Annotated in this window: 12 protein-coding genes; 8 read left to right on the top strand and 4 right to left on the bottom strand. The window is 66.0% G+C overall.

Annotated features, from left to right (window positions below):
• Together V7D81_RS04720 and V7D81_RS04715 are read left to right on the top strand one after the other, a co-directional pair.
• A partial coding sequence (locus V7D81_RS04720; RefSeq protein ID WP_324314862.1) for a PEP-CTERM sorting domain-containing protein occupies positions 1–536 on the top strand: 536 nt, incomplete at its 5' end.
• An 84-nt stretch (positions 537–620) separates the two neighbouring features.
• Positions 621–1,337, top strand: a complete 717-nt coding sequence (locus V7D81_RS04715; protein WP_324314860.1) for a hypothetical protein — start codon at positions 621–623, stop codon at positions 1,335–1,337.
• Positions 1,338–1,374: 37 nt separating this feature from the next.
• Here V7D81_RS04715 and V7D81_RS04710 read toward each other — a convergent pair whose 3' ends face one another.
• Positions 1,375–2,361: an N-acetylmuramidase domain-containing protein gene (locus tag V7D81_RS04710; RefSeq protein WP_324314858.1), complete on the bottom strand. Its 987-nt coding sequence runs from the start codon at positions 2,359–2,361 to the stop codon at positions 1,375–1,377.
• Between the two features lie 190 nt (positions 2,362–2,551).
• A complete protein-coding gene (locus tag V7D81_RS04705; protein ID WP_324314857.1) occupies positions 2,552–2,794 on the bottom strand; it encodes a hypothetical protein in 243 nt (80 codons plus the stop codon).
• Between the two features lie 133 nt (positions 2,795–2,927).
• Here V7D81_RS04705 and V7D81_RS04700 point away from each other — a divergent pair, with 133 nt between their 5' ends.
• Positions 2,928–4,841 (top strand): S9 family peptidase, encoded by a 1,914-nt coding sequence (locus V7D81_RS04700; protein ID WP_324314856.1) that lies wholly within the window; start codon positions 2,928–2,930, stop codon positions 4,839–4,841.
• A gap of 84 nt (positions 4,842–4,925) precedes the next feature.
• On the opposite strand, the gene V7D81_RS04695 is transcribed toward V7D81_RS04700, so the two are convergent.
• The gene (locus V7D81_RS04695; protein ID WP_324314854.1) at positions 4,926–5,363 is read right to left on the bottom strand and encodes a universal stress protein; all 438 of its coding nucleotides are present in this window, start codon (positions 5,361–5,363) and stop codon (positions 4,926–4,928) included.
• Positions 5,364–5,501: 138 nt separating this feature from the next.
• On the opposite strand from V7D81_RS04695, the gene V7D81_RS04690 reads away from it, so the two are divergent.
• Entirely contained in the window at positions 5,502–6,737 is a 1,236-nt protein-coding gene (locus V7D81_RS04690; RefSeq protein WP_324314852.1) for a PQQ-dependent sugar dehydrogenase, read from the top strand.
• A gap of 346 nt (positions 6,738–7,083) precedes the next feature.
• Positions 7,084–8,157 carry an aspartate-semialdehyde dehydrogenase gene (locus V7D81_RS04685; RefSeq protein WP_324314850.1) on the top strand — a complete coding sequence of 358 codons (1,074 nt, stop codon included), beginning with the start codon at positions 7,084–7,086 and terminating at the stop codon, positions 8,155–8,157.
• A gap of 97 nt (positions 8,158–8,254) precedes the next feature.
• On the opposite strand, the gene V7D81_RS04680 is transcribed toward V7D81_RS04685, so the two are convergent.
• On the bottom strand, positions 8,255–10,045 hold the full coding sequence (locus V7D81_RS04680; RefSeq protein WP_324314849.1) for a DUF4153 domain-containing protein: 1,791 nt from the start codon (positions 10,043–10,045) through the stop codon (positions 8,255–8,257).
• A 236-nt stretch (positions 10,046–10,281) separates the two neighbouring features.
• Here V7D81_RS04680 and V7D81_RS04675 point away from each other — a divergent pair, with 236 nt between their 5' ends.
• From V7D81_RS04675 to V7D81_RS04665, 3 genes are all read left to right on the top strand, one after another.
• Positions 10,282–11,460: an SUMF1/EgtB/PvdO family nonheme iron enzyme gene (locus tag V7D81_RS04675; protein WP_324314847.1), complete on the top strand. Its 1,179-nt coding sequence runs from the start codon at positions 10,282–10,284 to the stop codon at positions 11,458–11,460.
• A gap of 194 nt (positions 11,461–11,654) precedes the next feature.
• Positions 11,655–12,605 (top strand): hypothetical protein, encoded by a 951-nt coding sequence (locus V7D81_RS04670; RefSeq protein ID WP_324314846.1) that lies wholly within the window; start codon positions 11,655–11,657, stop codon positions 12,603–12,605.
• Positions 12,606–12,607: 2 nt separating this feature from the next.
• The gene (locus V7D81_RS04665) at positions 12,608–14,260 is read left to right on the top strand and encodes a TRAFs-binding domain-containing protein (protein WP_324314845.1); all 1,653 of its coding nucleotides are present in this window, start codon (positions 12,608–12,610) and stop codon (positions 14,258–14,260) included.
• The last annotated feature ends 117 nt before the right edge of the window (positions 14,261–14,377 follow it).

Here is a 14,377-nt window from a genome sequence, read left to right as displayed (position 1 = left end):
CAGCCATCGGGAGACTCGATCGAGACTACCTCGCCCGTGCACGTCCGTGTACGCGTGCTCGTTGCCGCCACTGCAGCCGCGAGCGGCTGGCCGCCGTCCTTCCCGAAGTCCCGGTCGCCATCGTGTTCCCCGAACTGCATCGGCCCGGCGGCGCTCGCAGCGGTGCGAATGACGGTGCCGGCCCCGCGCAGTTCGCTGCGCTCGGCGGTCCGACGATCGGCACAGTGGGCGGCGGCAAGCCGTCCGGCGAAGGCGCCGCGCCGGTGGAGCCGATGCCGGCCGAACCGCCGTCGAACACCGTCGATGACCCTCACGACGATGCCGGCGACGGCGATGCACCGACGACCGACCCGCTGCCGCCGCAAGATCCGATCGTTCTCACGCCGATCGATTCCTGGCCTGGCGACGACTTTCCCATCGACGAACCCGTGACCGAACCCGTCAGCGTGCCGGAGCCCGCGACGCTCGGACTGCTCGCGCTGGGCCTCGCGGGCATGGCGGGCGCACGCCGCCGACGCGCCGCCAGACGCGACTGATCGCGCGACGGAACTTCCGCTCCGGGTCGTCCTCTAGAACCAGCGCACGGACTCGCGTCGTGCGACACAGGGGGACGATCTCTGGTGCGGCCACCGTCCGGCGCGGATACATCGAGGTCGCGTGCGCTGGCGGCATGCATCGTCGTCGCGGGGCATGCGCTGTTGCTCGTGCTTGCATGGCATGGCGCGTTTGCGCCGCGCTGGCTGCTGCACGGCGACGATCCGGCCCTGACATGGATCGAGCTGCAGCCGTCGATCGCTGAACCGCCACCCACCGCAACCTCGAGCACGACCCGCGCCGATCGCACGCCCGCCACCGATCTCCGCAATCGTCGCGACGAAACCCGCAACGCGGTCAGTGCCGCTCCCGAACCCGCGTCGCTGCCGCCGCGACAAACCGACTGGAGTGCGCACGCCGCCTACAACGCAAAGAAAGCGGTCGAAGACGCCGTCACCGAACGCTATCGCAATCTCGGTCCCCGCAAGCCCGGACCGGCCCCCGAACCATCGGCGCCATCGATATTCGAATCGCCCGGCAAATCCTTCGGCGAACTCGACACGGACATCAACGACAACCCGGTCGTGTGGCTCAACGAGAACTGCTACTTCGAACTCGACAAGCTCGTTCCCACGGCACGCGACGTCGTCAACCCCGGGCTGCCGCCCATGATGAAGTGCAAGTTCAATGTGGGCCGGCGCGAACCGCGCGGCGATCTCTTCAAACCGCTCGAGCGCGACCGTCCGCTGCCCGAACTGAAGCCGGGCGTCACGCCGGAACTGCCCGAGCGCGACGGGAACTGAAAAAGCCGCTGGGGGGCTGTCTTGCTTCTGCTGGGAATCACTGCGCCGCGAGCGCCCTGAACTCGCGGAACCAGGTCGCGAGCGACTCGTGGTAGTGATGCTTCTCGTAGCCCGGACCGTTGTAGTAGCGCGCAACGGCGCGAAAGTCGCTTTCGCCCGGCGTCGTCCGGCCAACGCTCTTCGCAACGCCGGCGGAAGCAGCGAGAAAACGTCCGATCTGCATCACCTGCTCCGGTATCGAACTCAGATACATGCGTCTCGCCGACGCGGCGCCGACGCGCCGGTAGTTCTCGCCCAGGATCTGGCCGAGACCGAAACTCATCGAGCGATAGCGCAGTTCGACGAAGTCCTCCACCGGCCGCTGATGGTTGAGCCGCGTCAGCAGATGCTGTTCGAAGCGCGGGCGCACGATGCCGCTCGTCTCCTGCTTGATGATCGCGAGCAGCCATTCGCGCGCGATGACGACGCCGTGCGCCGCGACCGCGTCGACCGCCCGATCGGCGACCGCTGCGTATTTCTCGAAGACTTCCCTGCAGGTGAGCAGGCGCCGGCGATGCAATGCATCCAGATGAAACAGCGCCTCATCGAGGCTGCCGCACATGACTTCGCCCTGTTCGAGCATTGCGGCCGCGCGCGCCAGCATGCGCTCGAGCGTCGCGGGCGTGAGCTTCGCGTCCGGAATCGCCACGATGCCGGCACTCGCCGTCTGCCAGGTGCAGGCGTAGCACAGCGTGCCGCGATCGATGGCGCGCGTCAGCGAGTTCTCGAACTGGAATTGCGCGACGGCGCGATTGGTACCGCGACCGAAATTGCCGTCGATCAGGAATGCGCCGGTGGAAGCTGTCGAATAGCCCAGGAAGATCAGCAGGCGCTGCACGGCCCGCATGGTCGATTCGCCCACCGAGCGGCGCGTCAGCGTTTCATCGCCTTGTCGGAACCGGTCGAGATCGGCCTGCCAGGCGTTCCCATCCTGTTCCGGCAGCCGCAGAATCCGTTCGATCCGCGGGTCGACGACGATGCGCATCCAGCGATCTCCTCGTGAGAACGCCGTTACCTTCCTCGCCCCGCCACCTCACGGCAATTGGCTGGAGGTGCAGCTCCGTTTTTTCTTCCTGTGGGGCCGGCTTCAGCCGGCTTTTTCAGGAAGTCAGGCTGAAGCCTGACCTACAGCCGGCCTCTTCGGAGTCAGGCTGAAGCCTGACCTACAACAAGAGTCAGCCTCGATCGTTCGTGCAGCGAAAGGTCGTGACCTGCCTGCCCGTGCCGGGCGGCAGCGAAGCATCCTTGTTGACGGTCGAGACCACCTTGCCGTAACCGCTGCCGGCGCGATGACAGGCGCGATCCGCCAGTTCCTGCGCTTCCGCCGCGCCGCCCTCGTGAGTGATTTCGTTGACGCCGCCGTGATCGATCTTGATGGTGGTGCAGGCCGCCAGGAACAGGCCGGCACAAACGAACATCGCGCGTCTCATGAGTACCCTCGATGCCACTGTCGCAACGGAACCGATCATATACGCCTTCGTGGCCTGCGGTCGCTGCAACGGCGCACGCCCGCGCTATGCTCCGCACATCGCGCTCGGAGAACTCATCTTGATGAAAACCCCGCTGCTGGCATTCGCAATCCTTGCCATCGGCTCGCTCGCGCATGGGGCGGTCGAAAAACCCGCCGCGCTGGTGGCCGACGGCATCCCGGCGATTCCGGAAGAACTGGTGGCCGCGACCCGGCCCTACATGGAATTCCGCACGGCCACCTTCATGGGCTGGAGTCCGTCGGACAAGTCCATGCTGGTCGCCACACGTTTCGGCAATACCGCGCAACTGCACAGGGTGGCCGGCCCGATGATGGCGCGCACCCAGCTCACGTTCGAGGCGGAACCGGTGTTCGGCTCGTGGTCGCCGCGCGGCGATGTCGTCGTCGCACGCAAGGATGTCGGCGGCAGCGAATTCTTCCAGCTGTACACCTTGCAGTCCGGCCAGCTGCGACTCCTCACGGACGGCAGGAGCCGCAACGCGCACGGCTGCTGGAGCAAGGACGGCAGGCTCATCGGCTACTCGTCGACGTGGCGCAATGGTGCGGACAGCGATCTCTACGTGATGGATCCGCGCGATCCCGCGACCGACCGCAGGGTCGCGCAGGTGTCCGGCGGCGGCTGGCAGATTCTCGATTTCGCGAGCAACACGCGTACCGCCGTCGTCATCAACCAGCTGTCGATCACGAACTCGGACCTGTATCTGCTCGACCTCGCCAGCGGCAAACTCAGCCCGATCGGCAATCCGGAAAAAGACATTGCCTACGGCGCCGCACGCTTTGCAGCGGACGGCACACTGTGGGCGACATCCGATGAAGGCGCGGATTTCCTGCGCCTCGGCACCCTCGACCCGGCCAGCGGCAGATTCACCGCCGTCTCGCCCGAGCCGCGCTGGGACGTCGAGGACTTCGACATCGCCGACGACGGCAGCTTCATCGCCTACAGCCTCAACGAAGCCGGCGTCGGCCGCGTGAAGGTGCTCGATCCGAAGACGCGCGCCGTGCGCACCGTGACCGCGCTGCCCGCCGGCTCTGTCGGCAGCGTACACATCGCACCGTGGGGCACGATCGGACTCACGCTCTCTTCGGCACGCAGCGCCGGCGATGCGTACGCAATCGATCCGCAGACGCTGGCAGTGACGCGCTGGACGCAAAGCGAAACCGGCGGCCTCGATCCGAACGTCAATGTCGAACCCGAACTCGTCGAAGTCGCGAGTTTCGACGAGGAGAAGGTGTCGGGCTTTCTCTATCGACCCGATGCGAAGAAATTTCCCGGCAAGCGGCCGCTGCTCGTCAACATCCACGGCGGTCCGGAATCGCAGTTCACGCCGGTATTCCTGAGCCGCTCGAACTACTACCTGAACGAACTCGGCATCGCGATCTTCTTTCCGAACGTGCGCGGCTCCAGCGGCTTCGGCAAACGCTTCGTCAGCCCCGACAACGGACCCGACAAGCGCGAAGACTCGGTGAAGGACATCGGCGCCTTCCTCGACGCGCTGGCAAAGGACGACGCACTCGATGCCTCGCGCTTCGCCGTCACCGGCGGCTCCTATGGCGGCTACATGTGCTACGCGGTCGCGATCCGCTACGGCGCGAGATTGAAAGGCGCGAACTGCGTCGTCGCCATTTCCAACTTCGTCACGTTCCTGGAGAACACGCAGAGCTACCGGCGCGACCTGCGCCGCGTGGAATACGGCGACGAGCGCGATCCGAAGCAACGCGCCAGGCTGCTGGAGATCTCGCCGCTGACGCACGTCGACAAGCTGAGTATTCCGCTGTTCATCGTCACCGGCGGCAACGATCCGCGCGTGCCGGCGAGCGAGGCTGACCAGATCATCCAGGCGGTGCGGTCGAAGGGCGGTTCGGTGTGGTCGCTGCTCGGCACCGACGAAGGCCACGGCTTCGCCAAGAAAGCGAACGTCGATTACCAGTTCTGGTCGACCGTGCTGTTCTGGAAACAGACGCTGCTGTCGGAGTAAGAGTCTTACTGTAGGTCAGGCTTTAGCCTGACTCCTTCGTGCAAGGCCGGCTGAAGCCGGCCCCACAGCAAGCACACAACCCGCCTACTTCACCAGCGTCACCGGCACGTCCGCCAGGTGCAGCACCTTCATCGCGACCGAACCGAGAAACAGGGTCGCGATGGCGCCGTGACCGCGATTGCCGAGCACGATCTGTTCGCAGTGGTACTTTTTCGCGTAGGCCGCGAGCGTCGCGGCGGGATCGCCGAGACAGTCATCGAACACGGCCGTCACGCCGGTCCGCTTCACCAGTTCGCGCGCCGGCTTGAAGGCCGCCTGCGACTGGCGTTCGTAGTGCTCTTCGATGAGTGAACGCGGCATGAGCCGGCTGCTCTTGATGCGCGGCTGGACGTGCACGATGTGAATCGCCTGGTCGCGCTGCCTCGCCCAGGCAAGCGCGAGCTTCAGCGCACGCAGCGCATTTTCCGAACCATCCATCGCCACCAGCAGTGCAGCGGCGCTCCGCCTGGATCGAGTAGCCATTGAACGCAATCTCTCCGTATCGACGCCCGGACCGTTAGTATCAGACTTTGCGGTTCGCGGCCAGCGAGGGAACCTGGGCTCGTCCGGTCGCGTCCATGGGATCTGCTTCGTCGCTTCAACTCACGTACTGGAGAAGTCATGACCGCACATGCCTCGGCTGCGCGACTGATCGCCGCCTTCGCCGTCATTGCCGCCTGTGTCGCCTGCGCGCGCGAAGCCGGTCCGCCAGTCGCGGGCACCACGCTGGAAACGCGCGCACCGAACGGCAAGGACTTCAAACCCGCGTTTGCGGGGCAGACGCGCGCACCGGCCCTCGTCAGCAGTACTGCACCGCAGGTATCGGTCGTCGCGACGGGATTGAAAGGTGCGTGGGCCTTCGAGTTCCTGCCGGATGGCCGCATCCTCGTGACCGAACGCGCCGGCAACCTGCGCATCGTCGGCAAGGACGGAAAAGTATCGGCGCCGGCCACCGGATTGCCGAAAGTGTTTTTCGAAGGCCAGGGCGGCCTGCTGGACGTCGCGCTCGATCCGCAGTTCGCCAGCAACCAGACCCTCTACTGGAGCTATTCGGAGCCGCGCGACGACGGCAATGGCACGGCGCTCGCGAAGGGCGTGCTCAGCGAGAAGGACGGCGTGCCCGCCGTGAGCAATGTGCAGGTGATCTTCCGTCAGCTGCCGAGCTGGAAATCGAACCTGCACTTCGGCTCGCGCATCGTCTTCAACCCGGACGGCACGCTGTTCCTGGCGCTCGGCGAACGCTCGGTACCCGACGCGCGCGTGCACTCGCAGGATCTGTCGATGCACCTGGGCAAGATCGTGCGCCTGAATCCCGACGGCAGCGTGCCGAAGGACAATCCCTTCGTCGGCCGCAGCGACGTCAAGCCGGAGATCTGGTCGTACGGTCATCGCAACATCCAGGCGGCGACGCTCGATCCGGACGGCAACCTCTGGGACATCGAACATGGCCCGCGCGGCGGCGATGAGCTCAATCAGCCGCAACCCGGCCGCAACTACGGCTGGCCGGTCATCACGTACGGCATCGAATACGCCGGGCCGAAGATCGGCGAGGGCATCACCCAGAAGGCCGGCATGGAACAGCCCGTGTACTACTGGGACCCGGTCATTGCTCCGTCCGGCATGACCTTCTACACCGGCGAGGTCTTTCCGGAATGGAAGGGCGATCTGTTCGTCGGCGGGCTCAACAGCATGAAGCTGGTGCGACTGAAGCTGCAGGACGGCAAGGTGACCGGCGAGGAATGGCTGCTGCAGGATCAGAAGGCCCGCATCCGCGATGTGAAGCAGGGGCCGGACGGGGCGATTTATGTCGTTACGGAGTCGGCGGAGGGGAAGCTGCTGAAGCTGACGAAGGGATGATCCGACTTCTTCCTCTGGACTCTTCCTGTGGACTCTTCCTGTGGGGCCGGCTTTCCCGCGGGATTTCCTTCGGTCACAGCCGGCCTTTCGGAGTCAGGCTGAAGCCTGACCTACAGGAAGAACGCCCTTGCCCATCGCCGGTCACTTCAGCTACCTTGCGGCCCGCATGAATCGCACGACGATCAAACGCACGATTAAAACCTGGACGCTCTTTGCGGGGCATCAGGGCTGTCGGCGCGCGTAAGTCAGAACCGATTCGACAGTATTCCAAAGGCCCCGCCGGTTACCCGACGGGGCCTTTGTTTTGTGGGGCGCCCGTCATCGGCACAACGATGAGGTAAGTCCCATGTGTTCAGCAGTCGCGGCCGCCGTCTCCGGTGCCGCTCCCGTGCGTCAGCCCAACCTGGTCAATCCCGTCGTTGCCGTGGTCGGCGCGACCGGCGCCGTCGGCGTCGAAATGGTCCAGTGCCTGGAAAAGCGCAGGTTTCCTCTCGCCTCGCTGCGCCTGTTCGCCTCGGCCCGCTCCGCCGGGCAGACGATGCCGTACGCAGGCCGCAAGATCGTCATCGAAGAACTGCGCGAAGACGCACTCGCCGGCATCGACATCGCGCTGTTCTCCGCGGGCAGCGGCATCTCGAAGCGCTTCGGCCCGCTGCTGGCGGCGCAGGGCACGATCGTCATCGACAACTCCTCGGCGTTTCGCATGCACGATGACGTGCCGCTGGTCGTTCCGGAAATCAACGCCGACGCGCTCGCCGGTCATCGCAACATCATCGCGAATCCCAACTGCGCCGCGATCCTGAGCATCACGCCGCTGTGGCCGATCCATCGCGTGAATCCGATCCGTCGACTGATCCTCTCCACCTACCAGGCCGCGTCCGGCGCCGGCGCCGCCGCGATGCAGGAACTGCGCGAAGCGACGCGCGCGCATCTCGAGGATCGCCAGTACCAGCACACCGTGCTGCCGCATCCGTATGCATTCAACGTGTTCAGCCACAACACGAAGATCGATCTGGCGACCGGTTACAACGAAGAAGAAACCAAGGTCATGCAGGAGACGCGCAAGATCTTCAACGAACCGGACCTGCGCATCACCGCGACCTGCGTACGCGTGCCGGTGCTGCGTGCGCATTGCATTTCCGTGAACTTCGAATGCGAGCGGCCGATCCCGGCGGCGGACGTGCGCGAGATCGTGAGCCGCGCGCCGGGCGTGAAGCTGGTCGACGATCCGGAGAAGAATTACTTCCCGATGCCGAAGGATGCGTCCGGTGCGGACGATCTGCTGGTGGGACGCATCCGCCAGGACGTCAGCGATCCGAGCGGACGATCGGTGTCGCTGTTCGTCGCGGGCGATCAGTTGCTGAAGGGTGCGGCGCTGAATGCGGTGCAGATTGCGGAGAAGCTGTTGCAGCGGGCGTAATCGGAGCGCCCCCACCCTGCCCTCCCCCGGCGACCGGGGGAGGGGAAGATCTGCCCCCTCCTCCGCGCAGCGGGGGAGGGTTGGGGTGGGGGTCTCCTCAGCTCTCCGGCACCACCCGCACCCGCCTCTCCCCGATCTGCAATTCCTTCCACGGCGGCGCAATCGCCTCGAACCGGCCGTTCTCGAGATGGCGCAGCAGCGCCCGCCACGAGGCCTCGTCGTAGCTGCCATAGAAACGACCGATCTTTTCCCATCGCGTCCCGCGTTGCGCGAACGTCAACCCACCGTACTGATTCATCACGACGAACTCATCCGCGCCGTCGTCATCGAGATCGATGAACACGCCGGCCACTTCCGAATCGATCATCGCGAGACCTTCGCCGCGTGCCTGCACGGCCTGTTTCAATACCTCCTGCAGTCCGACGTCCATCGACCGGCCCTCGGGGAACAGCTGCACACTCTCCACATAGGCGTCAGGATCGATCGGTGCGATGGCATCGCCGCGATTCTTCTGCGCCAGCGCATTGCGCGCGGCCTTGCTGATGCGTGCTGCCTCCGTGCCGCCCTCGATCTCGGCGAGCATGTGCAATCGCTGCAGGCCGTAACGACCGGCCTGGAAACGCAGGTATTGAAACGGCGTTGATTGCCAGCCGTCGCGCTGCAGTCTGCCGTTGCTGGAGGAAACGGATTCCAGCGGCAACTGCGCACGCCGGAACTGGCTGCTGGCGGCCAGCCGGTGCGGCGACAGGATGGGCGTCAGCGCGCAGGCGAGCGTCGCGATCAGCGCCAGCGCGACCACGACATTGACGCGCGACAGGCGCGCCAGCCAGCCCGTTCGATCGAAGACGGCCATCGAGTAGCCCACCGCGTACATCGTGGCGGCGCCCGCGACGATGAATGCCCATACGCGCTCGACGGTGAGCCCGAAGTGACTGGCGCGCACGGTCAGCGCATACAGCGCGGTCAACGCGACGATCACGGTGAGCGGCACGATCCAGCGCAGCATCTGCGCAATCGCCCGCGGATAGGGCCGCGCCACCGTGCCATCGCGATAGGCGGCATTGAGCAGCAACACCATTACCGCCACCAGCCACAGCAGCCACACCGCGCCGATCGCACGCTCGCCCGACGCCAGCAGTCCCGGCAGCTTCACGACGAGCGCCAGCGTGAACAGCGTCAGGATCACGCCCGCGACGATCGCGAGCCACTTGAGCACATTCAGGATCTGTTCGAGCACCACCGAGGTAAGCCGGTCGATCGAACCGATCAGATGCAGCGCGATACCGAAGGTCAGCGCCGTGACGGGATAGACGAAGATCGGTTCGCGGAACAGGTCGCGAAAGAAATCGATCCCGAGCATGTGGAAGAGCGCGGCCCACAGCGCCAGCAACAGCCAGAACAGCCCCGTGAACAGCGCGCCCTCGGCCAGCACCAGCACGTTGTGCCAGGCGGAGGCAAAGAGCGTCGGATAGTCGGCATTCCAGCGCCCCGACAGCAGCCGCGCCTGCAGGAACGGCAGCAGCATCAGCCACAGCACGCAGGCTTCGATACCGAGCGCGAACAGTCCGTCTTCGTTCACGAACGGATCGACGCCATCCGCCACCAGCACCGCGCTGCCGTGATGCCAGCCGAAATAGAAATACGCGGCACCGACCACCGCCACGATCGTCCAGAGGTCGCGGCGGCGCGCGAAACCGGCCAGGAGCTGCAGCGTGACCGGCACGAACAGCGCGACGCCGTAGAAAGCCAGCTGCCACGCCGGCTGCGTCGCCGGCCAGTGCCGGTCCACGAGCGCATGATGCAGCCCGTACAGCGCCCAGCCCTGCAGCACGGCCACGATCAGGATGAACGGCAGCGATCTCCCGGCCGTCCGCGTCGCATCTTCCATCGCTTTCCCCTGTATCACTTCCGGCAGCATCGCCGGCAATCCTGACGATCCTGTACCGCAATTCTGGCCGACTGCGGGCAGATGATGAAACGCGAAAGTCCAGGAGGCCGCGAAGGACCCCATGAAAGAAGCAAGGGGCTCTGATCTGAAAACCACCCTTTCCTGTTGCGGTCTTTGCGGCCTCCCCTGCTCTTCTTCCCGGATTCCGCGCGCGCCGCATCTGATACTGTCGCCGCATGAGGGTCTTCATCAGCTACGCATCGCAGGATCGCGCGCAGGTCGAGCCCGTGCGCTATGCGCTGGAAGAACAGGGACACGATGTCTTCTTCGATCGCGATGACCTGCCTGCGGGCGAGGGCTACACGACGCGCATCCGCGCGGCGATCGAGCGCTGCGACCTGTTCGTGTTCTTCATCGGCCCGAACGCCATCGATCCCGGCAGCTACACGCTGAACGAACTCGACGTTGCACGGCGCGTCTGGCCGAAGCCCTCGGGCCGCGTTCTGCCCGTGGTGCTGCACCCCGTTCCGCTGACGCAGCTGCCCGCCTGGCTGACGTCGGTCACGCTGCTGGAATCCGCCGGCAATACGACGGCGGCGGTGTCGGAAGCCGTGCACACGCTCGCACAGCTGCGCGCTCGCGAGCGCCGACGCCGCATCGCCCTGTTCGCCGCAGCGCTGCTCGTTCCGGCCATCGCGCTTGCGTGGTGGTTCATGCAGCGCCCGGCGATCACGACGCGCGACGGCGCACCGCTGGTGCGCATCGAAGGCGGCACCTTCACGTTCGGCGACGACGAGCAATCGCCGCAGCGCCAGATACACCTCAGCCCGTTCTTCATCGACCGGTTCGAAATCACGACGGCGCGTTACGCGAAGTTTCTCGAAGCGACGGGATCGGTCGCACCGCCCGACGAATGGGACATGCTCGATCTGTCGCAGCAGGGCGAGCTGCCGGTCGTCGGCGTCTCGTGGCGCGATGCCGATGCCTACTGTCGCTGGGCCGGCCGGCGCCTGCCGACGGAAGCCGAGTGGGAACGGGCGGCGCGCTTCACCGATGCGCGGCTTTATCCCTGGGGCAACGACGAGCCGACGCCGGAACGTGCCGCGCATCGTCGCGATGCCGAATATGCGTATCAGGGCGGCGTCGCTGCGGTCGGTTCGCATCCTGCCGGCGCGAGCCGCGAGGGCGTTCAGGATCTGGCCGGCAACGTGTCGGAGTGGGTCGGTGATCGCTATTCGGAGAGCGTTCCCATCGATGACGTTCGCGATCCGCAGGGACCGGCCGAAGGCAATGGCCGCGTGGTGCGCGGCACCGGCTGGCATCAGCCCGTTGAGACGGCAACGCGGCGCTATCGGGCGGACGAACAGACGCGGGCGGATGATCTGGGGTTTCGGTGTGCGGTGGGTGTGAGATAGGCGCGGAGAAGACCCCCACCCTAACCCTCCCCCGCTGCGCGGAGGAGGGGATCGGAGTTCCCTCCCCCGCTGCGCGGGAGAGGGATCGGAGTTCCCTCCTCCGCGTAGCGGGGGAGGGTCAGGGAGGGGGCCTCTTCCCTTCTGACCATCCTTCCTGCGCATCCACGGCGCTACACTCGACGCGCGATCCGATCATGGAGTCCACCATGCCGCACGTCACCTTCATCCACGGGATCGCCAACAAGCCGCCCGCCGACGACCTGCTGCGCATCTGGCGCCGCACGCTCGCCGATGCCACCGATCCACTGCCGCTCGGCGATCTCGGCGTCACGACCTCACTCGTGTACTGGGCCGACCTGATGTACGGCAAACCGGATGAAGATCTCTCCGCACACGAAGGCGTGCTCGAGAACACACCTGCTGCCGTCGATGCGAGCGGCGGCGACACCCCGCCGCAGCCGCACAATGCCGAAGAAGCCGCGTTCCTGGAACGACTGCGCGCCGAGATGACGGCGCTCTCCGATGCACAGATCGAAGCGGCGAACACGCCCGCCGTGCCCGCGCAGCCGCAGGGCGCGCTCGAACGCGTGCCGCTGCCCTGGTTCCTGAAGAAACGCATCATGAATGCCTTCCTGCGCGACGTGCATCACTACCTGTTCGACGTCGAATACGCGCCCGCAGGCGGCACGCCCGTGCACATCCAGCAGTCCATCCGCAAACGTTTCATCGATGCGGTGTGCCATGCCGACGTCTCGCGACCGCACGTCGTCGTCTCGCACAGCATGGGCACGGTGATCGCGTACGACTGCCTGAAGCGCGTGGGCGGCTGCGCCGGCGTCGACGGGCTCATCACCATCGGCAGTCCGCTCGGACTCGACGAAATCCAGGACAGACTGCAGCCCGAATGGACCCGCGCGAACGGCTTTCCGCGCGCCAGGGTGGCGAAGGACTGGGTCAATCTCTTCGACCGGCTCGACCCCGTCTGCGGACTCGATCCGCTGCTCGCCAACGACTATCGCGAGAACGATGCCGGCGTGATCAAGGATCACGTCGTCGAGAATGGCGGTGCATGGCGTCACTCGGCGACCAAGTATCTGCGCCAGCCGGTCTTTCGCGATTCGCTGCGCGGGATGCTGGGCCTGTGACCATGGCCGATACAGGCACGGTTCCGATCCCCTCCTCCGCGCCAGCGGGAGAGGGCCAGGGTGGGGGTCTTTCTTCTCTTCCCGATCTGCGCGACGCCGCCCGCCGCACTCTCGACGCCCTCTCCACCCTCAACGCCCGCGCCTCGCTCGACACTGCGCGAGCACTGCTCGAACCGCTGCGCGACGCACGCGAATACCGCGCATTGATGCGACTCGCAGAAGCCATCGGTCGCCTCGATCCGAAAGACTTCCGCACCCGGCGGCTCTACGCACAGGCGCTGATCGAAGTCGACCTGGTCACGGCCGCCATCGACGTACTGCAGGCGTTCATCCATCGCCTGCCGGCGAACGACTGCGAAGCAGTCGAAGCGATGGGCCTGCTGGGCCGCGCGCACAAGCAGATCTTTTTCGATGCGCGCGACCGCACCGATCCCGGCGCACGTCATGCGCTGACGCAGGCCATCGCGGCGTATCGCAACCCGTTCGAGCGCAATCCCGCGAACGTGTGGCACGGCGCGAATCTCGTGGCGCTGCTCGCGAACAGCCGCCGCCTCGGCATCCCTGTGGCAACCGACCTCGATCCCGTCGAGGTCGCGCAACGTCTGGTGAAGTCGCTCGACGCAGTGCCCGACAGCGCGCGCGACGAGTGGTACCTGCCCTCGCTCGCCGAAGCCTATCTCGGGCTCGATCGCTGGGACGACGTCGAACGCACGGTGAAATCCTTCGCCGCCGGTCCCGGCGCGCGCGCCTTCCTGCTCGCGAGCGCACTGCGACAGTTCACCAGGGTGTGGGACCTCGAAGCGACCGAGCGCGGCCGCGGCCTCGTCGACATCCTGCGCGCACGCCTGCTCCAGGTACCGGGCGGCGAACTGCGCATCGATTCCGGCGATCTGCAGCGTCTGCACCAGCAGCCAGCGCCGAGCGACGCGCAGCTCGAAGCGATCCTCGGCAAGCGCGGCGCGCAGACGTTCAAATGGTGGAAGACCGGACTGGCGCGCGCGCAGTCGGTCGCCTCGATCCGCCCGCGACTCGGCAGCCGCATCGGCACGGGCTTTCTGCTGCGCGCGGGCGATGTGGGAATCGCTCCCGCGGACGAACTCGTCGTGCTCACGAACTTCCACGTCGTCAATCCCAACGGCGCCAGTCCCGGCATCCGTCCGGAAGATGCCGAAGTCGTCTTCGAAGCCGTCGATGCCGACACCGTCTACGAGATCGACACGCTGCTGTGGAGTTCGGCGCCCGAGCAGTGCGACGCCAGCCTCCTGCGGCTGAAGCAACCCGTGCGCGGCATCGAACCGCTGCCCGTCGCAAAGTCGCTGCCCGTGCTCGGCGAATCGGCACAGGTGTACGTCGTCGGCTATCCCGGCGGCCGCGATCTTTCATTCTCGTTCCAGGACAACGAACTGCTCGATCACGAAGGCCCGCCGAACGGCGTACCGCAGATTCCCGGCGTCTGTCGCGTGCATTACACGGCGCCCACCGAGGGCGGCAGCTCCGGCAGTCCCGTGTTCAACGCCAACCTGTGGCAGGTCATCGCCCTGCATCACAAGGGCGGCAAGACCGGCATGCCGAAACTCAATGGCGCGAGCGGCAGCTACGGCGCGAACGAAGGCATTTCGATCCAGTCGATTGCGGCGTTTCCGAAGAAGACGTGAGGATTCTGCCTGTGGGGCCGGCTTCAGCCGGCCTGAAAACTGTCAGGCTGAAGCCTGACCTACAGAAGAACTCTGATCCCCTCCTCCGCGCAGCGGGGGAGGGTTAGGGAGGGGGCT

This window comes from Povalibacter sp. (assembly GCF_036735925.1).
GTDB lineage: Bacteria > Pseudomonadota > Gammaproteobacteria > Steroidobacterales > Steroidobacteraceae > Steroidobacter.
Note: the sequence above shows the minus strand (reverse complement) of the source record. Positions and strands in the feature narration are given on the sequence as shown.

Excerpts from the sequence above, each read along its gene's own strand:
- V7D81_RS04710 (WP_324314858.1), bottom strand. The coding sequence starts at position 2,361 with ATGCGCATCGTCGTCGACCCGCGGATCGAACGGATTCTGCGGCTGCCG.
- V7D81_RS04705 (WP_324314857.1), bottom strand. The coding sequence starts at position 2,794 with ATGTTCGTTTGTGCCGGCCTGTTCCTGGCGGCCTGCACCACCATCAAG.
- V7D81_RS04700 (WP_324314856.1), top strand. The coding sequence starts at position 2,928 with ATGAAAACCCCGCTGCTGGCATTCGCAATCCTTGCCATCGGCTCGCTC.
- V7D81_RS04695 (WP_324314854.1), bottom strand. The coding sequence starts at position 5,363 with ATGGCTACTCGATCCAGGCGGAGCGCCGCTGCACTGCTGGTGGCGATG.
- V7D81_RS04690 (WP_324314852.1), top strand. The coding sequence starts at position 5,502 with ATGACCGCACATGCCTCGGCTGCGCGACTGATCGCCGCCTTCGCCGTC.
- V7D81_RS04685 (WP_324314850.1), top strand. The coding sequence starts at position 7,084 with ATGTGTTCAGCAGTCGCGGCCGCCGTCTCCGGTGCCGCTCCCGTGCGT.
- V7D81_RS04680 (WP_324314849.1), bottom strand. The coding sequence starts at position 10,045 with ATGGAAGATGCGACGCGGACGGCCGGGAGATCGCTGCCGTTCATCCTG.
- V7D81_RS04675 (WP_324314847.1), top strand. The coding sequence starts at position 10,282 with ATGAGGGTCTTCATCAGCTACGCATCGCAGGATCGCGCGCAGGTCGAG.
- V7D81_RS04670 (WP_324314846.1), top strand. The coding sequence starts at position 11,655 with ATGGAGTCCACCATGCCGCACGTCACCTTCATCCACGGGATCGCCAAC.
- V7D81_RS04665 (WP_324314845.1), top strand. The coding sequence starts at position 12,608 with ATGGCCGATACAGGCACGGTTCCGATCCCCTCCTCCGCGCCAGCGGGA.